Origin of the sequence: Sphingomonas sp. RB1R13 (genome assembly GCF_036663775.1) — a bacterium.
Classification (GTDB): domain Bacteria; phylum Pseudomonadota; class Alphaproteobacteria; order Sphingomonadales; family Sphingomonadaceae; genus Sphingomicrobium.
In genome coordinates, this window is the sequence record NZ_JAXOJM010000001.1 from 1 (window position 1) to 17,785 (window position 17,785).

A 17,785-nucleotide genomic window follows, 5' to 3' on the forward strand; every position below is an offset into this window, starting at 1 on the left:
CTTGTTTGACCATGAGGCTAGCCCACTTCGGCATATACCTCATTTGAACACCCGCCATATGGTCCTGCAAATTCTTGGATGGATGTGGGCGATTGCGTTTTCGATCGCGATCGGGAGCTATACCGTATTCGCTGTGAGCGTCGTTGGACATGTTGTTCTGATCGGAGCGGCTGCCATCACTGTGGCGACCTATGGCGCAGCCGCCAAAAGACCGGGACTATTTATTACGGCCCTTGGGCGCCGTGCAGATGGTGAACACCTTTAGGTTCAGTTTCCATAATTGCTGCGGAAGTTACAGCTGAATTTGGGCCAATAGCCGAGGGTCGGCTTTGAGGCGGCGAGACGCTGTTTCCGGATATTCGCAGGAAGGCCTTTGCGCGTCGCTCTGCCGCACAGTTTTGGCGGAAGTTCGGCAATGAAGTTGGCGTCTCGTACGTCGGTATCCGAGCCGCCGGCCAGTCTGGGTGTGTCTTATGCCGCCGACAGTGCCCGAGTGCGCTGAATGACCGCAATTGAGCGAGTTGCCAGCCGTCCGCTTCCGGCGTCCGCTTTATCAGTCGGGGATGGCCGGAAGGGGGTGGAAAACGCACATCACCATGAGCCGCTGTGCGGGCGCTTTAAAGGCTTTGGTCGCACCTGAATGAACGTCCTACATTAGGTGTCCCCGGAGTGGTCGTTAACGACCGCGATGGGCGGACAAGCACGTGAGTAACAGCGGGGCCTTTTCTTTACTGCCAATCTCCGACAATACTACTGAGTGGAGGCGTCATGATCTACAAGCGGGTAGCGGCGCGCCTCAGAGCGCAAGACTGGGTGGCAATTACGATCGAACTGGGGATCGTCGTAATCGGCGTGTTTCTTGGTATCTGGGTTGCGGGCTGGAATCAGCAACGGGTCGAGCAGCGGGAGACGCAGGAATTGTTAGTCCAGCTCAAGCCCGAGTTGGTGGCACTGGATTCGTTTTCCCACAAAGCGCGCGCCTATTACGCTTTGACGCGACGCTACTCTCGAACGGCCTTTGCCGGGTGGAAAAACGACCCTAGGGTCAGTGATCCTGAATTCGTCGTCGCTGCGTATCAGGCCAGCCAGATATATGGGTTCGGCAATAACGGTCAAAGCTGGGCTATGATCTTCGGAGGCGAGACACTTCGCAGAATAAGCGATCCGCAGATCCGAACGCCACTCACTCGTCTGATGACTTTCGATTACCAATCACTCAATTATGCCGCTGTGACGACGCAATACCGTGACGATGTCCGAAAGGTTATTCCCGAACCCATACAGGAGCTGATCCGCCAATTGTGCGGTGACCGGCTTGGAAGCGACAGCCGGACACTCGAATTGCCGGAAAGCTGCACCATCCCAATCAGCCCGACGCAGGCGCACGAGGCTGCACAAGCTTTGCGGGCGCATCCTGAACTCGCGAACGAACTTGCGCTTCACCAGTCGGCCTTGTCGACTTACGAAACCAATCTCGACCAGTTCGATGTTCCAAGGAAGCAACTCTTTGAGAGAATATCGTTGATCAAATAAGGGACGCGAACGCCGACCGTGCGCGGCGATGGCGTAAGGATGCGAATGCGCGGAGAACGTTTTCAGGCGTAACAGGGCAAAGACCCGTGCACGTACCATAGCCTCACAGCGGCAGCGGGATCATGACCTTCTTGTTAGCTTCCTCTGGAGAGGTATCAATCGATGCGCAGATCGATGGCGTAAACCTTCCACCGGGCCATACCTCCATTGCCATTTCGCGAAATCCTTTCTCATCCGGTTTGAAGCCGTATCGCCGGGCCATCGGAAGGGCCTGCGCAGCATTGATCCTTGCCTCATAGCTAAACGTTGAAGCATCCTGAAGCGCACCTCGGATTCTGGCCCGGTCGTCTACAGCCAACGCATCTGGCCCAAACTGCAGCGCACGCAGTTGACCCCAGGGAACACGCTCCTGAATTTGCCATTCGTCGAACTTCCGAATGCGCGCAACAACGGCACCCATGCGATATTGCTCCTCGCCCGAAAGCAAGGCCAGCCGTCCAGCCAATCGAGCCGCGTCATAGCGGCTAAGTTCAATCTCGATCACTGGAGTTTGCGCAACCCATCTCGGGGTCTCGAACGATCCCGTCTTCTCCCATTGGGTGACGATTGCGCGCAGTTCAGTCAGGCGGCGCTCGATGCACGGCTCGGACGATTGTCTGAGCACCATGCTCATCAGGTTGCTGTTCAGTTCGTCCGTAACGTCGGCACGCGTCTCTGCAGCAGTGCTGCGGTCGTGTAGCGCCTCCACAGTTTGCTGCGCGGCGAGAGCGACCAGTACCCCGAGCGTGACGATCGCAAGTTCCCACGCGACCGCGTTCCAGCCATGTGGCGGTTTCAGCCTGAGCAGCCTGAACATCGGATTGTCCCCCTCGGAACGAAGGCTAATCGTTCAGGGCTTGGGTGTCATCCCTCCGATGAGCGGCGCTCAGTCATGTGAGACCGCTAACGTCCGCTTTTGGGTCCGATAGCTGACTGGCAGCTTGCGGCGTCCGCTGTCGTTACGGGCAACGGCCGCAAATGGGTGGATTGCAGACATAAGATCAATCGTGCCACTCTCGCGCGGATGAACCGCTACGATCCGCCTTCAGATTTTCTGAAGTTCCTCATAGAGGATGACGCATCGCTGTCTGGCGATGACGCAGACGCGAACCTGCGTCGGCTAATTAGCCTTACCCGCGACGAACATCCGGCTAACCGGGACTGGGCCACGCTGATATTGGCCCAACAGGACGCCGACACGTCGAAGGTCCGACAAGCGCTTCTTACCGCGGCGGACGATGAAAACGAATATGTAAGGGCAGAAGCCATCCTTGGCCTGGCGCAGCGAGATAGGGCTAGCGCCCTCCCATTCCTGCAACGTGAGCTTGGCGGTGACCATCTCGCCCTCCCGCTCTTTGAAGCGGCAGCACTGGTCGCCGATGCCTCGCTGATTGAGAACCTTCGCGCTTTCGCCAATCCCTCGGGAGACGCGCTCATGGATGAAATAGCGACGAAGGCGCTTGAAGCGTGTGAGGCGGCTCAAGGAATGCCCGACTAATGTCCGCAGCTGGGTCAGTAGTAGACAGGCGGCCAACGGCGCCTGCCGTCGTTACCGGGGACGGCTCGAATTGAGCAGAAAGCTGCTTCTTATGCTCGCCAGGCACCATACGCTCCAAGTATGATTAGCAGACCGCCAAGCGCGATGATGAGCCAAAATATCCACGGGCTTGTAGTTCGCTCGAAGCTCCTCCCGAGCAACGAAATCTGAGCACTGCGTAGGCCCCGATTAACAAGGAGCAGGCCGACAAAGGAACCTACGAGCAAGTGTGGATGGGTTGGCACTAAGACAGACTGCCGCACTTTTTCCGCGTCCGCTAGTGGGTCGGTAGCCGACCGTCGGTTAACCGGCTTACGATCGCCAAAGCAGACATTTCGCCGAGTCTGAACCACTGACAGTTTTCTAGACTTGTTACCGGGAAGCAGCCCATCAGCTACGGGCCGATAAATCCCCATTAACTCATTTGTGGCTTGGGTGGCGTAATGCCCGCCGCATTGGGATAGCGACATTCAGGGTCGCGGGCGGTCGGACAATTGGCTAACGCACGCGCGTGACGCGCAACCGCTATTACAATGGGCCTCAAAGCGACCATTTCGATGGAACTCGCTTTTTCAACCCTAGCCAACCATTGACCGATCGTGGACTTGGTGCCCTGCTGAAATGGAAGGTCACGGGCGGAGCACGTCGGTGGCCGACATCTGTGCCAGTGACTCAAGTTCACCCCGACCCGCGGGTCGAGGGTATGCGCATAACGATAGTCGGCCAAGCGTCACTGCTTATTCAGGCAGCAGGAATAAACATATTGACCGACCCGGTCTGGTCAGAGCGGGCCAGCCCTTTTCGTTTTGCGGGCCCCAGGCGAGTGACCGCGCCTGGCGTTTCGTTCGATGACCTCCCACCGATCGACGTCGTCCTGCTGAGTCACAGCCACTACGACCATCTCGATGTCGCAACTCTTAGCCGACTTCACGCCGTTCACGCACCACTGATGGTAATGCCGCTCGGCAACGACGCCATCGTCCGCGCGGCGGTTCCAGCCGCGCGTTGTATTATCGGCGACTGGTGGGATCGTATTTTGCTTGGAAACAATGTCACCACAACACTAACGCCTGCGTATCACTGGTCGAACCGATGGCCGAGCGACACGCGAATGATGTTGTGGAGCGGCCATTATCTCGAGACTGGCGCTGGCTCGATCTGGTTTGCTGGCGACACCGGCTACGGAGATGGGAAGTATTTCGCAGACATTCGCCATCGACTGGGGCCCCCGGACGCGGCGTTGATCCCGATCGGCGCTTATGAGCCGCGCTGGTTCATGGCATCGCAGCACGTCAATCCGGCAGAAGCGGTACGCATTTTTAGGGATGTCGGCGCGCGCCGGGCTCTCGGGATCCACTGGGGCACCTTCCAATTAACTGACGAAGCTCGCGACGAGCCGGTCAAAGCACTCGCGGTTGCGATGGCAAAGGAGGGAGTTTCGCCCGACCGCTTCATTGCTGCCGAGCCAGGCAGGGTTACTGACTTCAGTTGTAAGGACACCTAGACCGTTGGTAGCGACACCCGCTGCTGCGGGGGCAAATACTTCATTAATCGGGCACGGCTACCCTCGGTGAGCACGAAGTCCTAGGTCGGAATAGACAGCTAGCCGCCGAGACCCTCTTCCTTGAGAGCAGCGACGACTGATGGCTGAGAGGCGACCCGCTGGCGGTAGGCGACGATTGCCGGCCAGGGCGACAGATCAATTTTGAACATGTCAGTCCATCTTAGAACCGTGAAGAAATATGCGTCTGCAGCAGTGAGTTTCGCACCCGCCAAAAAGCCATTCGACTGAAGTTTGGTGGCAAGAAAGGTGAACTTCTTGCCGAGCGCGTCATTCGCTGTTTGACGAGCTTCTGGCAGGGTAGCGGGGTTGAACAACGGGCCGAAACCCTTGTGAACCTCGGTTGCAATATAATTGAGGAGCTCAAGCTGGCGGTAGCGCTCCAAGCCGCTCACCGGAATGAGGTCGGAGGCGGGAGCCTGATCCGCGATATACTGAAGCAAGACAGCGTTTTCGGTCAATACTTCGCCGTCGTCGACCTTTAGCGCCGGGACGGCACCCTTGGGATTGATGGCGAAATAATCGCCGCCGTCAGCGAGTTTATGCGCCCGCAAATCGACGTTCACAGTGTCGTGCGCAATCTCGGCGATGTGAAGTGCGATCAGCGGTGCAAGGCTGCAGGCGCCTGGCGCCTGAAATAATGTGGTCATGCATCATCTCCCTTTTGCCCCCAGTAAACGGGGCACCAAATCCGACTGACAAGCCCGGCAGATCCTCTTAACCGGCGGGTTTGGCCTTCGGCTTGCGGGCGCGGCGCGCGGGCGCTGCAACCGGGACCTTAGAGGGAGCCGAAGCCTTGGCCGCCCTGCCCTTCTGACCGAGCCCAATCTTATGCGCCATTGAACGCCGCACCTCGGAATAAGCTGGCGCAACCATTGGGTAATCGGCTTTGAGGTTGTAGCGCTCACGGTACTGTTCCGGAGTGAGGCCATTCGTTGAAAGATGACGTCGGAGTGTCCTGTATGGCTTTCCATCAATCAGCGAGATGATGTGCTCCCTCGAGGAGAGCGAACGGCGCGCAGTCGTCGCAGGCGTGAACTCGGCCGCCGGCAGTTCGTTTGCACTCTGACCCGCTAAACTACTCAAGCCCACCACGGCTTCATGCATCTTTTTGAGAAAAGACGGAACCTCGTCTGCAGTGGCACGGGTATTGGGGTTCCCGAGCCAAGCAATTGTCAGTTCTGTTGCTAGCTCAACGGCATTTAACTCGGACGGCTGCGTGTCCATGCTCATTATCCAATCATTATGAGATTGCCCAAGTCGCACTAACTTCCGTTTTCTGTTAGAGCAACGTTCAAGTGCGTGGGCGCGGGTATTACCTACTAGAGCGTTTTCTGAACTACAATCTCGGAAATCTTCCGAGCAATATCCCTAGCCGAAAGAACAAAATCTACCGATCCGGTTTTTATGGCATCCTCAGGCATATCCGACCACTCGGCTGTTTCAGGCGTCTGCACGATAGTAATGCCGCCAACGCGCTTGATGTCGCCCATCGCTGCTGCCCCGTCCCCATCCAAGCCAGAAACAATAACAGCAATCAGTTTTCCATCCCATTGCTGCGCCAAGGAACGAAGAAAAATTGTAATAACGTCAGGCCATCCCCTAGCCTTAGATATCGGCCTTAAACAAAATTTTCCAGCAAAGACGTGTAATTCACGCTTTGCCGGAATGATGTACACATGATCTGGCTGTATTAGTAGCTGATCCGTAATCAAATCAACCGGCATATTGGTATGACGCGGCAATATTTTATGGAGCTTATCAAACGAGCGTGTCACGTGATTAACAATGACAATTGCAATGCCTAGATTCATTGGGAGATTTTCGAAAAATTGCTTATAGGCATCAAGGCTTCCAGCCGAACCGCCCACGCAAATAATACTGAAATTATCCGTATGAGGTAGAACTGTTCCAGCTGGCTCCATTACTTTGTTCACTTTCTGTCGCCAGACGCCGCGTGATATATGAATCGGCTTAGCACCTACACAGCTACTTTCTGACGTGGTAATTGCGCGGTAAAAGTCGTCCCTTGCTTTTCATTCGAAACTACACTGACCTTACCGTCGTGGGCGGTCACGATGCCTTTGACAATGAAAAGTCCGAGGTTAAGCCGGGATGTGCCGCTTGGTGCCAGGTCCTCATCGTTTCCGCGCGTCAGCGGGTCAAAGATAGTAGTGACGGTATCGGGCGGGATAACGCCTTCAGTATGAACTGAAAGGACCAATTCGTGTTCGCGGCCTTTCGCCGCCACTGAAATTCTGGAGGTCTTCAAACCGTGCCGTATCGCGCTTTCGATCAAAATTGACAGGATCTGGCGGATGCGGGCAATATCCCCATTGCCATTCAGATTGCCGGCAGTTTCGACTAAAATTTCACGATTGGGATATGCCGCCTTAAATTCCTTCGCTGCATCCCTTACAGCTTCGGCCATATCCATCGGCGCCAATATGATTGACACGCCCTCGCCAATGCGAACGCGGACTGCATCAATTAGGTCAGAAACAACCAGATTGACGTGGGAAGCACCGCTTTCGATCCGGGAAACCAATTGAGTCTGTTGGCGATCAAGCTTTCCACTTGCCAGAATCTGTGCCGAATCGGAAACAGCCGTAAGCGTTTTCCGGAAATCGTTTACAAGAGTGCCGACGAGTAGAGTTCCCGCGTAATTCAACTTTTCAGTGTAACGGGAGAGTGATTCTGTCATTACCTGATCTATAGACTCGTTAAAACGCAATAAATCCGGGATAATATCTTCGGGTTCATCCCAAGCGGCTCTCCACAACTTGGTGACGCTTGCCCGCAATGCACGAAATTCAGAAAGCATTTCGACCGTATCGAAGCCTCCGGTAAACCGCAGGTCGGCATGGGTTTCCGCTGCGCTGTCATTGGCGCCCCCGCCTTTCGGGCCCTGTCCTTTGGCTTTTGCGCTACGCTCGCGTTCGGTCTCAGGAGTCTCGAGATCGTCCGCGATGAATCGCAGTAGGCCGACGATGTGATCGCGCAACGCAACTCGATCCATATGGACGGCTGCAGGCAAATATTGTTGCGCGAATTCCTCCCATGCCGCGACGATTTCGTTTTCATTCGACCGAATAAATGCTGCTAGCCGCATGATGAACTGGCCTGAAAAAGGGTAACCAACTCACCAATGCCCAGTGACCTTGTGAGTTCCTTTTCGCGGGCTCAAGCAGGCACCGTCGCGGCAAACTGGCCGTGCAGCCAAAGGCTATCAAGCGGAGGGATGATAAAGCCTTAGCGCGACGTCCCGTCCGCTATTTGAACGCCCGCCTGAGGGGATCCGGCTAGTTGTGCTTCCTCAAACTGTGATCGCTTAATCGTGCGTGCTTCCGTCTAGGTCCCATTCTAAACCAAGCAGCGAAAAGTATGAGGGCTCAGATCACCCCGAACTGGATCGCTAGCGAAACCAATTACTCTTCGATAATTTCTATGAATGCGTAAGCCACACTTATTTTTCCGCTCGGCAACTAGCGATAAGAGTTTCGAGCTGAATAACCAGCGCTGCTGCGACGCACGGCTTGATAACTGCCTTCAGATCGGGAAAGCGCGCTGCCAATTTTGAAGGCAGACCGATACCCGTCTGAAGAATTATCGGAATGCCGGCATTGATCAGCCGCTCGGCCACCGGCGAAATGTCACCATCGGCGAGGTTAACGTCGAGGATGGCAGCGACGATTGGTAAAGTGTCGATCAGAGCGAGCGCTTCCGAAACGCTGGCGGCGGGACCAGCGACGACGCCCCCGGCGTCCTCAATCGCGAGCGCCACATCCAAAGCAATGAAAGGCTCGTCTTCGGCAACCAGGATCAACGCATGGTTCAGCAATGGAATATTTCTATGACGAATGAAGAGCACACGTCGCTTTTAATCATTCAGGGGGATAGTCGTTCCATCGCCGCAGAGAAATGCACCGTCAAACCCTCGGTTTGCCAATCAAAAGCAAGTTCGCCATTCAGCTGACCATTCATGCTACGCCGGGCAAGCAAACTGCCAAAACCTTCCCGGGCAGGCGGGCCGCCAACTGCAGGGCCCCCTCGTTCTTTCCACTGCAAGGTCAGCTTCTTTTTTGTTACCTTCCAGGAAATTTGAACCTGACCTTCCGGTGTCGAGAAGGCACCATACTTCGCCGCATTCGTCGCTAGCTCATGCAAAACAAGCGCCAAGCTCGTCACTGCATCGCCGCCGATCGGAACTTCTGGACCCTTGATCACGAAGCGTTCCACGCTCTCAGGTCCCGCGACATTCATATAGGGAGCCAAAACGGCTCGGATCAGTGTTTCCAAAGTTGATCTATTTCGAACTTGCGATCCCGACTTGCTCGCCCGGATTAACAGGTGCGCACTTGCGAGCGCGCCGAGCCGCCCTTGCACCGTATTCGCCATTTCTTGAGGAGTTTTCGCCGAGCGCGCGCTAAGCGTCACCACACCACCGACGATGGCAAAGAGATTTTTGACCCGGTGGTCCAGCTCATTGAGCAGCAATTTGCGAAGCTCCTCGCTGCGCCTTTGCTCCTCAATGTCGGTATTGGTGCCAAACCAGCGGACAATCTTGCCGCCTTCATCGCGGATCGGCTCGGCGCGAGAAAGGAACCAGCGATATTCGCCGTCCGCGCCCCGCAACGGGAATGTGTCCTCCCAGACTACGCCCGTTTCGACGCAGTGTTCAAGGTGCTTCGCTACCCGATCGACTTCATCGGGATGGTGGACGCTTTTCCAGCCCCAGCCCTGCATGTTCTCAAGTTTTGTATTCGTGTAATCAAACCAACGTTGGTTGTACCAGAAGATATAGCCCTTGGCGTCCATGATCCACGCCAGTTGGGGAATGGATTCTGCGAGTGCATGAAACTGCCTTTCGCTTTCGCGTAAAACGGCATCCGCAGCTTCGCGCGCAGTAATATCGATGAATGTGCAAACGACACCATCGATCACGTTGTCTACGGCGCGGTATGGACGGATGCGCATCTCGAACGACATCGCCGCATCCTTCAGTGCCACCCGCCTCTCGATCACGGAGAGCTTGCGCAGCACCGTTCGCACGTCACGCTGAAGGTCTGCATAATCGAGCAGGCTTACGATCTCAGTGATCGGGCGACCAACATCCGCGGTGCGGACACTAAAGATATCAGAAATACCGCCGGTAAAACTCTTGATCCGTAACTTCTCGTCAAGAAACAATGTGGCAATATCAGTGCTTTCCAGTAGGTTTTTTATATCACTGTTGAGATGCATCAGTTGCGCATTCTTACTAAGCATTTCGACGTTGATAGTTTGCAGCTCCTCGTTTACCGACTGCATTTCTTCTTTAGAAGTTTCCAATTCTTCATTGGCAGACTGAAGTTCTTCGTTAACAGATTGATATTCCTCATTTGAGGACTTCATCTCCTCGCTGGCTACTTCGAGCTCGTCAATTGTTGATTGGAGTTGCGTGCGCGTCGTCCGCAATTCCTGCTCAAGCGCCCGCACGTTATCGGTCGATTCCTTGCCCGACGTGTCGAGCGCGTCCTTGGGCGCCCTTGGACCGTTATCCTGAAACGCCAGGACGATGAGATTGCTGTCGTCGTCTATCGGCTCGGCGATCAGCGTCAGCAGATGCGGCCGACCATCGATGCGCAGTGTAACATCGGCGTGACGGACCGGCGCGTTAGCGGCGTGGACTTCGAGAAGCAGTGCGCGGACGGCCGGACGAAGCGGTTTGCGCAAAATGTCGAACAGCGCAAAGCTCGGCGCGCCAGGCGAAGGTTCGAGATATTGCCCCATCAATCCGCCCGAGAACCGGACAATCTGATGACGAAGATCTAATACCACGTGCGGCGGATAATATTTCTCCATCTGGCGCCGTGCGCCCTTTTCAATCCGGTCGCCTGCTCCCGGCGGTCGAGCCCTCGGTATTGCGGGCATTTTGCCCGTCGGCCCGCGCGCAGGTAGCTCGGGGAGGGATGGCCGCTCGGTCTCGCACCGTTCAAAGATACGATACTTCTTGTCGAGGGAAGCAAAGAGCCTGGCGGTGCGCGTTACCGATTCAGAAGAGCCCAGGAACAGTTTGCCGGTTGGTTTCAAAGCATAGTGGAAGGTCCGCATGACACGATCCTGCATTGTGGGATCGATGTAGATAAGCAAATTGCGGCACGATATCAGATCGAGCTTCGAGAACGGCGGATCCTTAATGACGCTTTGCGTCGAGAATACGCACAATTCGCGGATCTCCGGCGTCACGCAATAATCGTCGCCGTCTTGCGTGAACCAGCGCTCAAGTCGGTCAGGCGATACTCCCGCCACGGGTTTCCGGAAGCGGCCGGCCCGTGCAATGGCGATCGCGCGGTCGTCGATATCGGTTCCAAAAATCTGGATTTTCGGTTTCGGGCGCTTCGAATCCATCGCTTCGCAAAGCAAAATAGCTAGCGTGAAGACTTCCTGTCCCGTTGCGCAGCCGGGCACCCAGACACGCACGGTGTCTTGCGCGCTCTCACCAGCCATGAGCGCTTGCAGCACCGTGGCGTCTAGCGCTTCGAACGCAGCGGGATCGCGAAAGAATTGGGTCACGCTGATCAGCAACTCGCGGAACAACGCATCCAGTTCTTCGGGTTGCTCGCGAAAGAACTTGATGTAGCCAGCAGGAGTTTCGACCTGCAGCAATTGCATTCGCCGCTGAAGTCGGCGAAACAGCGTCTTTTCCTTATACTCGCTGAAATCATGTCCGCTCCGTGCTCGAAGCGCGCCCATGATGGTTGCCATTTGCGACGCCATGTCGGTACGTATGCCGCCGTCATCCTTGCTTGCGGCAACGGTCCTGAGATGCGCCTGATAGGCCGCCAGCTTGGCCGGCATTGCTTCGACCGCCAGCACGTCATCGACTTGGCCTGTAGCCGCGGCACTTTGCGGCATTCCCGGAAGCGCGTGGCTGTCATATTCCGACTGCGCCAAGGTCAGCCCGCCGTGCTCCTTTATCGCAGCTACACCCAGCGTCCCGTCGCTCCCGGTGCCCGACAAGATGATGCAAACGGCGTTTTCGCCCTGATCTTCAGCAAGCGACTGGAAAAAGGTATCGATCGGTCGACGGTGTTCGCGGGGTGGTGCGGGCTTGACGATTTTCAAACGGCCGTTTGCTATCGTCATGGTTGCGTCGGGAGGTATAACGAAAACACAGTTTGCCTTGACCGCAACGCCGTCGGTCGCCTCAATGACGTCCATCGTGGTTGCTTTGCTGAGAAGCTCAGCCAACATGCTTTTGTAGTCCGGCGAGAGGTGCTGGACGAGCACAAAGCCCATGCCAGTGTCCGCCGCAGAGTTCTCGAAAAAACTTTTGAACGCTTCGAGGCCGCCCGCGGACGCACCTATGCCGACGATGAGCGGCGCCTTACCGTAACCTGCTAGAGACCGTCCCCGCTCTCGGGGCTTCCGGGGCTGCGGAGGCTTGTCGCGCTTCACTGTCACGAGGCACGATCCCTTTGATTCACAGAGGCCCTGAGCGAACCTGTCAACATAAGAAGAAATTTCCCTCCGTATGGATAGGGGGACACGGACCATGAGTCGAGGCGCGTCGAAATTTGGATAGGATGTAAAAAAGTCGGACTTTATATGAGTTAGACGTCACTCGGTGCGGCGCATTAACCGTAACTGTCCGTGGTCTCAGCTTGAGGTGCGAGGGGTCCGACCGGCTTCACCGGCAAGTCGGAAGCATCGCGGGCTTACAGACGATTGCTCGCGCATATGCGCTGTTCAGCGAGCATCGGATGTCCAGCGTGACGCTCGGTTATGTTTTGTTTTCAGGTCATTTCGCTTCCGCATTGTCGTTTTCCGTAATCCTATCGGCCAACATGAGACGGACATTTGGCAATCGGCAGAACATCACTCGAGGTCGATCGACGGACGATCCATCTCTCTGTAATCCTGATCCGCCCAGTCGTCCTGAACGAGAACAGAGCAGGGAGGCGTTGCGAGGCCAATTTTTAAAAACGTCGGCCAAGATTGCCGAAAAGCTTTGGCTTTACGTAGGACCGTGTTCGAAAAGTTGGTAATTTGCATTAACGGCTGCAATCGAGTTGGTAGTCGAACGACAGCTTTCGCATTGCCCGGCTTTCAAGAGGAAGATCGGCTCCTGGTCCAGCTTCAGCTGCTAAGGGCCACGCCCGTGGTGACCGCTTCCGGCAGGTCCCTGCTTTTCTTCGAATGTCCGCAAGTAGGTCGGTAGCCGACCGTCCCCTTTTCGCGACTGCTTGGGCCACTCCGGATAGCAGAGACCGGGTGGGAAGCCGTCGGGCCGCTGTCAAAAAGTCTCTGGCAGAGGCAACCGTTGAAGCCCGAAAGGGATACGATGGCTTCGCGCACGATTTTGATCAAAGACCTTACAACTTTTGACCCCTGAAAGCAGACGCCCCTCTAAAATAGCGAGCGAGCACGTAGTAATGCGGAGTGCATAAATGGGGGCGCACAAACGCCTTACCTGCCGGAATATTTGGCTATGGATTAGTGCCTTGGAAAAAGGGTCGCTGTGCCTATTTTTGCTCTACGGCCTATTCTGAGGCCGCGGTGCGCCGCGTAGCGGTGGATTGAGGTAAGGGAAACTGTTGAGCAACGACTTCGCACTGCTCGGCGCCCCGTCGGTATAAGCGACCATTCCAGTGGGCGCATCCGAAGGTTGGCATAAGCCTAGGTCGGTCATTTTGCCTTTTAGCGGAACCGGGTGGCACAGTCGGCCCATTGCGACCCGCAAAGTGATATCGACGACGTCGTCGCCGGGGCGCCGACCATTAGGATAGCCAGCCATGTCGTCGCCAGCCAAGCCGAACGAGCTCTGTCGGTCGCGAACGGTCACTGGCACGCTCGTATTCAGCCGCAGCATCTCCGACGGCGTAACTGTCTTGAGCTGATTGAGGTTGGGAAACCCGGTCAGGTATGCGGCGACCAAATCGCGACGCGGAAAATTGCTTGGGGCGAGATCAGTGAATTTGGCATGCAGCGCGGAGTTCACCGGAGCTAGGAACAACGTATTGAGAATCGCTGGCATCGCTGGGTTTGTCACGTAGCTTGCAAACATTGCATCTTGCGTGGGCTTGCTCGAATTGAACAGGTCCTTGTGAGGCAGCCCGATCACAACTTCATTGACCAGCGGCGCACCGAGCCGCGATACCTGCTTGTATTCTTTGTCAAAGCGAGCAGCCGGATTGCGTCCAGCTCGTGCCGCGACTTTACCGACTGGCAGGCTGGCGCTTGACCAAACGCCGATTACGCCGTTGCCGGTGCCCGTAAGGCAGGTGGTCGGAATTTCGAGCGCGAGAGAGGTGACGTTCTTTTGATCAATCAGTTGCTGGTTTTTGTCACTCTGGGTTATCCCGCCAGGAAAACCGCGGCCGTCGTTGGCGCCCGGCGCGCTGTCGCCTTCGATTGGCACGAGATTGACTAGATCAAAGATCGGCCCGGTATTTACTGCAAAGGCCTCTTCGCGCTGCCCGACGAAAACGCGTCCCTGCGAGGCGCAACCTGGGATCGACACGCTGTAAATAAACTGGTCGGCGTAGTCGGGGTATTTGGCGGTGGTTTTGTTTCCAATGTTATCAATCGGCTTGTTGAATGTAGTTCCCGAACCGTCGGCATTGCGCAGCAGTGCCGAGCCAAGTCCCCGGCCGCCTGTCAGCATGCCTACGGTGTAGGTTTCCAATTCGCCCTGGTTGGGATCGCTTGGCCGAGAAATAGGCCCAACATGACGCAGTGGGATGGGCTGATTTACACCGCCCACGGGAACGGTCTTGCCCACTCCGCCGACAATCGTGTTGGCGAAGCGAAATTGGAAAGTCATATCCGCGACCGCGTCACCTGTGTTGTCGATATGGATCTCGTAAAGCGCGTCGGGATCCAAGGTAAAATAATTGGGCCCGTCACCAGGAGTTTGGGATGGCTGAAAATTGGCGATCAGAGTTACCGTTCCATCGCGGCCAGGTTCATAGCTGCGGAAGGCATATACGTCGGTGTTATCGACCTTAGGCATTGCGGTGATGCCGGGTGCTTCGCGGTGGCTCGAAGCAAAAGCCGGCACTGATACACTTGCTAAGGCCAGGCCCACTACCCTAACGATTTTTGGATTTCGTGCCATTCTGATTCTCCTACGATTTTTCCGACGCCTAGCCGAACTGGTTGAAAGTGCGGGGCTTTGAGCCCTTAGACAGGCGCTAACCGGCCCATGCGCCCCACGCCACGAGCAGCGTGCCGACCACGGCGAGTGCGATATGAAGTGACAGAAGCCACACCGGGAGTAGTTTTCCGGCGAGGTGGTAACCCAGGTTCATGGTGACGCCGCCGATCGCGGCTGCCGCAAGCAACACAAGCCCCGCGATCGCTGCGCCGTGCACCCGGTCGGTCAGTCCTGCATAAGCTAAAAGCGTCAAGCCAGAGGCCGCGAGAAAGCCATGCGCCATCGCGAGCCAAGACGGCGGGTTAACTTTTCGGGCAAATCGTACGGCAGCCATTACCAGTCCGCCAAGCGCTGTAAGCAGAAGCAAAATAGAGGCTGATTGCAACATTGTAATATTGTTCATGCCGGTCAGCCTCAATCGGACTTGAAGCCTGTTCCAACGTCAAGCTTATGGCTTGGCGACTGGTGCGCTAGGGCGTCAGACAACTCTGCGTGATCTAATCATCCGGGAAGGACCTTTGTTCCTTTATCCTCGAAGATAAGATCTGCTTAAGGCGAAAGCCGCCTCGCCTCGCCGGACATGAAGGTCCTGGAGTCTTTTCGAGAGGTGATGTCGCAAGGTCTATTGAGCTATTCCTCAGTGTCCCGAAACAAATCCGGCGGTCGCTTTTGCATTCAACCGCACGTGTCTTATCAGGCCCACGCATGGGCGGTAGCCGGACTGGCAATTTGCAGCATCCGCCGCAGTTACCGAGAACGGCACAAACTGGGTGGAGAGCGATTACAAGCCAAGCCGTCGACAATTAGCGCCAGTCGATCGCAGGAGCACTCCGCTGCTCAAACTTCCGCTATCAACATGGCAGGTCGAAGCGGCAAACGAACGAAAAGTCGTCGGAAGCCGACAGACCGCTTTCGGCGCTCGCTCAATCAGGCACGAACGGCGGCAATTCGGTCGGTAGCCTACTTGCAGCTTTCAGCATCCGTGGTCGTCACCGGGAATGGCAAGAACTGGGTGGAAAGCAGAGATTAGCTCCGGCTCTGTTAGCATCTGCTTCGAGGAATTAGTCTGTCCGAAACTAGGCGGTCAAGATGATCTTGGTGGCCCTGTTGGATCCATTCAAAACTAAAAAGCAGCGCTTCTGCCAGATCAACGGATTGCTTTCGGTTCGTCATTTGCGCGATAATCGCGACTTGGCGCGACACGTGTTTTTGGCCGTGCCGGACGTGCCGCTGCACCATCTCCAGTTCAGTTTCTGCGATCATGATGGACTTGTAATGGCTTATAATCGCATCGGATAGGGACTTCGCTTGCAGGAGCGGCCCCCGCATTTAGCGGAATTTCGGGATAAATAAGCGATGTCCGCAAGTGGGTCGGTAGCGGACTGGCTGCTTCCGTCGTCCGCATTTCCCGCCGCGAACGCCGTCAAGTGGGTCGTTAACAGACTGTCCGCTTCTCCACCGTAGGAAAAATGCGGACCCGATGTGCCCGGCAAGCTAATATTGCTTTCGAACCCTGGATGACTCCAGCTCTCTCACGTCAGTTTGAACCAAACACCACAAAGGCGAGGAAAAGCACCGACGCAGCAATCATTACGATCGTGGCCGCCCATCCCAATATCTGCTGGCGTTTTGATACGGTCAGTCGCCCCATCGCGCGAGGGTTGCGCACGATCAGCATCATCATGATCATCAACGGCCCGGCCAGAATACCGTTGACCACAGCAGCCCAGTAAAGGGCACGGGCGGGATCGATACCCACAACGTTGAGCGATGCGCCGGCCAGTGTTGTTACCGCAATCGTGGCGTAGAAGAGCTTTGCGCTGAGCGGCTTTGCATCAAGACTCCCGGAGAACCCAGCCATTTCCGTGACGGCATAGGCAGCCGAGCCAGCGAGGACAGGGACAGCGAGCAGTCCCGTACCGATGATCCCCACTGCAAACATGGCGAAGGCAAACTGTCCCGCTATCGGCCGGAGCGCCTCCGCCGCCTGCGATGAAGTCGCGATGTCGCGTACCCCACTAGAGTGCAATGTTGCTGCAGTGGCGAATACGATGGCCAGCGAGATGAGCGTGCTGAATGCCATTCCCGTCAATGTATCGATTCGAATACGCTTCAGTTCAGGGCCGGCTGCCTTTGGCGTAATGCACAGGGGCTTGGCATGATGACGATGTTGCTCCTCGATTTCCTGACCAGCCTGCCAAAAAAAGAGGTAGGGGCTGATCGTCGTTCCCAAAATGGCGACGAACGCCGTCGCATAGGCGGCATTGAACTGTAGTTCCGGGACAACCAGTGAGCGCAAGGCATGGCTCCACGGGACGTGGGCGACGATGACGACCGCGACGTAAGTGAACAGGGTCAGAGTCGTCCATTTCAGGACGGCTGAATATTGGGGATAGCTGAGCCCGACCTCCAGGACGATGCAGATGATGCCGAACAGCAGGGTATATAGCCCTGGCTTGCCTCCTGCCAGCAGCGCGAGAGCCGCACCCATCGCGCTCAAGTCAGCCCCGAGATTGACGATATTGGCGATCAGCAGAAGCGAAATCATGAAATAAAGAATGGAGCGCGGATAATGTCTGCGCAAATTGCGAGCGATCCCGGCACCGGTTACGCGCCCGATTTCCGCAGCAATTTCCTGGATCACGACCATTAGCGGGAAGCTGAGGACAAATGTCCAAGCTAGCCCGTAACCAAACTCGGCGCCGACCTGGCTGTGAGTACCGATCCCGCTGGGATCGTCGTCCGCTGCCCCGGTGATCAGCCCCGGCCCCAACGTGCGCATCATGGATCGAAGTCCACGGGCTTCAGATGACGGTGTGACTTCGTCAGGGCTCATGGCGGAGGTTTGGCACGCCCGAACCCAGGCGGCAACGCTGGCCCTCCTGATCCTAACGAAGAACGCAGCTGGCGATGGCTTGACCCGCGTTAGACAATCAATCTTCAAGCATCAATCGATTGACCGGACGTGATGCTC

General features: G+C 56.1%; 15 protein-coding genes. 5 read left to right on the top strand and 10 right to left on the bottom strand.

Going from position 1 to position 17,785, the window contains the following annotated elements; translation table 11 throughout:
* Positions 1-265: hypothetical protein (locus tag U1700_RS00005; protein ID WP_332749060.1), on the top strand; the 265-nt coding region annotated here is incomplete at its 5' end.
* Positions 266-768: 503 nt separating this feature from the next.
* A complete protein-coding gene (locus U1700_RS00010) occupies positions 769-1,533 on the top strand; it encodes a hypothetical protein (protein ID WP_332749062.1) in 765 nt (254 codons plus the stop codon).
* A 103-nt stretch (positions 1,534-1,636) separates the two neighbouring features.
* On the opposite strand, the gene U1700_RS00015 is transcribed toward U1700_RS00010, so the two are convergent.
* Positions 1,637-2,389 carry a hypothetical protein gene (locus U1700_RS00015; protein WP_332749064.1) on the bottom strand — a complete coding sequence of 251 codons (753 nt, stop codon included), beginning with the start codon at positions 2,387-2,389 and terminating at the stop codon, positions 1,637-1,639.
* Positions 2,390-2,596: 207 nt separating this feature from the next.
* Here U1700_RS00015 and U1700_RS00020 point away from each other — a divergent pair, with 207 nt between their 5' ends.
* Together U1700_RS00020 and U1700_RS00025 are read left to right on the top strand one after the other, a co-directional pair.
* Positions 2,597-3,070, top strand: a complete 474-nt coding sequence (locus tag U1700_RS00020) for a HEAT repeat domain-containing protein (protein WP_332749066.1) — start codon at positions 2,597-2,599, stop codon at positions 3,068-3,070.
* 742 nt (positions 3,071-3,812) lie between these two features.
* Complete coding sequence (locus U1700_RS00025; protein ID WP_332751052.1) at positions 3,813-4,613, top strand: MBL fold metallo-hydrolase; 801 nt, start codon at positions 3,813-3,815, stop codon at positions 4,611-4,613.
* A 98-nt stretch (positions 4,614-4,711) separates the two neighbouring features.
* Here U1700_RS00025 and gstA read toward each other — a convergent pair whose 3' ends face one another.
* From gstA to U1700_RS00065, 8 genes are all read right to left on the bottom strand, one after another.
* On the bottom strand, positions 4,712-5,320 hold the full coding sequence (gene gstA, locus U1700_RS00030; protein WP_332749068.1) for a glutathione transferase GstA: 609 nt from the start codon (positions 5,318-5,320) through the stop codon (positions 4,712-4,714).
* Positions 5,321-5,387: 67 nt separating this feature from the next.
* Entirely contained in the window at positions 5,388-5,903 is a 516-nt protein-coding gene (locus U1700_RS00035) for a MucR family transcriptional regulator (RefSeq protein ID WP_332749070.1), read from the bottom strand.
* Between the two features lie 89 nt (positions 5,904-5,992).
* Positions 5,993-6,607, bottom strand: a complete 615-nt coding sequence (locus U1700_RS00040; protein WP_332749072.1) for a chemotaxis protein CheB — start codon at positions 6,605-6,607, stop codon at positions 5,993-5,995.
* Between the two features lie 44 nt (positions 6,608-6,651).
* On the bottom strand, positions 6,652-7,782 hold the full coding sequence (locus U1700_RS00045) for a sensor histidine kinase (protein ID WP_332749074.1): 1,131 nt from the start codon (positions 7,780-7,782) through the stop codon (positions 6,652-6,654).
* Between the two features lie 354 nt (positions 7,783-8,136).
* The gene (locus tag U1700_RS00050) at positions 8,137-8,541 is read right to left on the bottom strand and encodes a response regulator (RefSeq protein ID WP_332749075.1); all 405 of its coding nucleotides are present in this window, start codon (positions 8,539-8,541) and stop codon (positions 8,137-8,139) included.
* Between the two features lie 17 nt (positions 8,542-8,558).
* Positions 8,559-12,116, bottom strand: coding sequence for a chemotaxis protein CheB (locus U1700_RS00055; RefSeq protein ID WP_332749077.1), 3,558 nt, complete (start codon positions 12,114-12,116; stop codon positions 8,559-8,561).
* Between the two features lie 1,072 nt (positions 12,117-13,188).
* Positions 13,189-14,772: a DUF4331 domain-containing protein gene (locus tag U1700_RS00060; RefSeq protein ID WP_332749079.1), complete on the bottom strand. Its 1,584-nt coding sequence runs from the start codon at positions 14,770-14,772 to the stop codon at positions 13,189-13,191.
* Between the two features lie 76 nt (positions 14,773-14,848).
* Positions 14,849-15,214 (bottom strand): hypothetical protein, encoded by a 366-nt coding sequence (locus U1700_RS00065; protein WP_332749081.1) that lies wholly within the window; start codon positions 15,212-15,214, stop codon positions 14,849-14,851.
* Between the two features lie 686 nt (positions 15,215-15,900).
* On the opposite strand from U1700_RS00065, the gene U1700_RS00070 reads away from it, so the two are divergent.
* Positions 15,901-16,110 carry a hypothetical protein gene (locus U1700_RS00070; protein WP_332749083.1) on the top strand — a complete coding sequence of 70 codons (210 nt, stop codon included), beginning with the start codon at positions 15,901-15,903 and terminating at the stop codon, positions 16,108-16,110.
* Between the two features lie 238 nt (positions 16,111-16,348).
* Here U1700_RS00070 and U1700_RS00075 read toward each other — a convergent pair whose 3' ends face one another.
* A complete protein-coding gene (locus U1700_RS00075) occupies positions 16,349-17,647 on the bottom strand; it encodes an NRAMP family divalent metal transporter (protein ID WP_332749085.1) in 1,299 nt (432 codons plus the stop codon).
* Positions 17,648-17,785 lie beyond the last annotated feature (138 nt).

Excerpts from the sequence above, each read along its gene's own strand:
- U1700_RS00015 (WP_332749064.1), bottom strand. The coding sequence starts at position 2,389 with ATGTTCAGGCTGCTCAGGCTGAAACCGCCACATGGCTGGAACGCGGTC.
- U1700_RS00025 (WP_332751052.1), top strand. The coding sequence starts at position 3,813 with ATGCGCATAACGATAGTCGGCCAAGCGTCACTGCTTATTCAGGCAGCA.
- U1700_RS00010 (WP_332749062.1), top strand. The coding sequence starts at position 769 with ATGATCTACAAGCGGGTAGCGGCGCGCCTCAGAGCGCAAGACTGGGTG.
- U1700_RS00020 (WP_332749066.1), top strand. The coding sequence starts at position 2,597 with ATGAACCGCTACGATCCGCCTTCAGATTTTCTGAAGTTCCTCATAGAG.
- U1700_RS00070 (WP_332749083.1), top strand. The coding sequence starts at position 15,901 with ATGATCTTGGTGGCCCTGTTGGATCCATTCAAAACTAAAAAGCAGCGC.
- U1700_RS00065 (WP_332749081.1), bottom strand. The coding sequence starts at position 15,214 with ATGAACAATATTACAATGTTGCAATCAGCCTCTATTTTGCTTCTGCTT.
- gstA (WP_332749068.1), bottom strand. The coding sequence starts at position 5,320 with ATGACCACATTATTTCAGGCGCCAGGCGCCTGCAGCCTTGCACCGCTG.
- U1700_RS00035 (WP_332749070.1), bottom strand. The coding sequence starts at position 5,903 with ATGAGCATGGACACGCAGCCGTCCGAGTTAAATGCCGTTGAGCTAGCA.
- U1700_RS00060 (WP_332749079.1), bottom strand. The coding sequence starts at position 14,772 with ATGGCACGAAATCCAAAAATCGTTAGGGTAGTGGGCCTGGCCTTAGCA.
- U1700_RS00045 (WP_332749074.1), bottom strand. The coding sequence starts at position 7,782 with ATGCGGCTAGCAGCATTTATTCGGTCGAATGAAAACGAAATCGTCGCG.
- U1700_RS00075 (WP_332749085.1), bottom strand. The coding sequence starts at position 17,647 with ATGAGCCCTGACGAAGTCACACCGTCATCTGAAGCCCGTGGACTTCGA.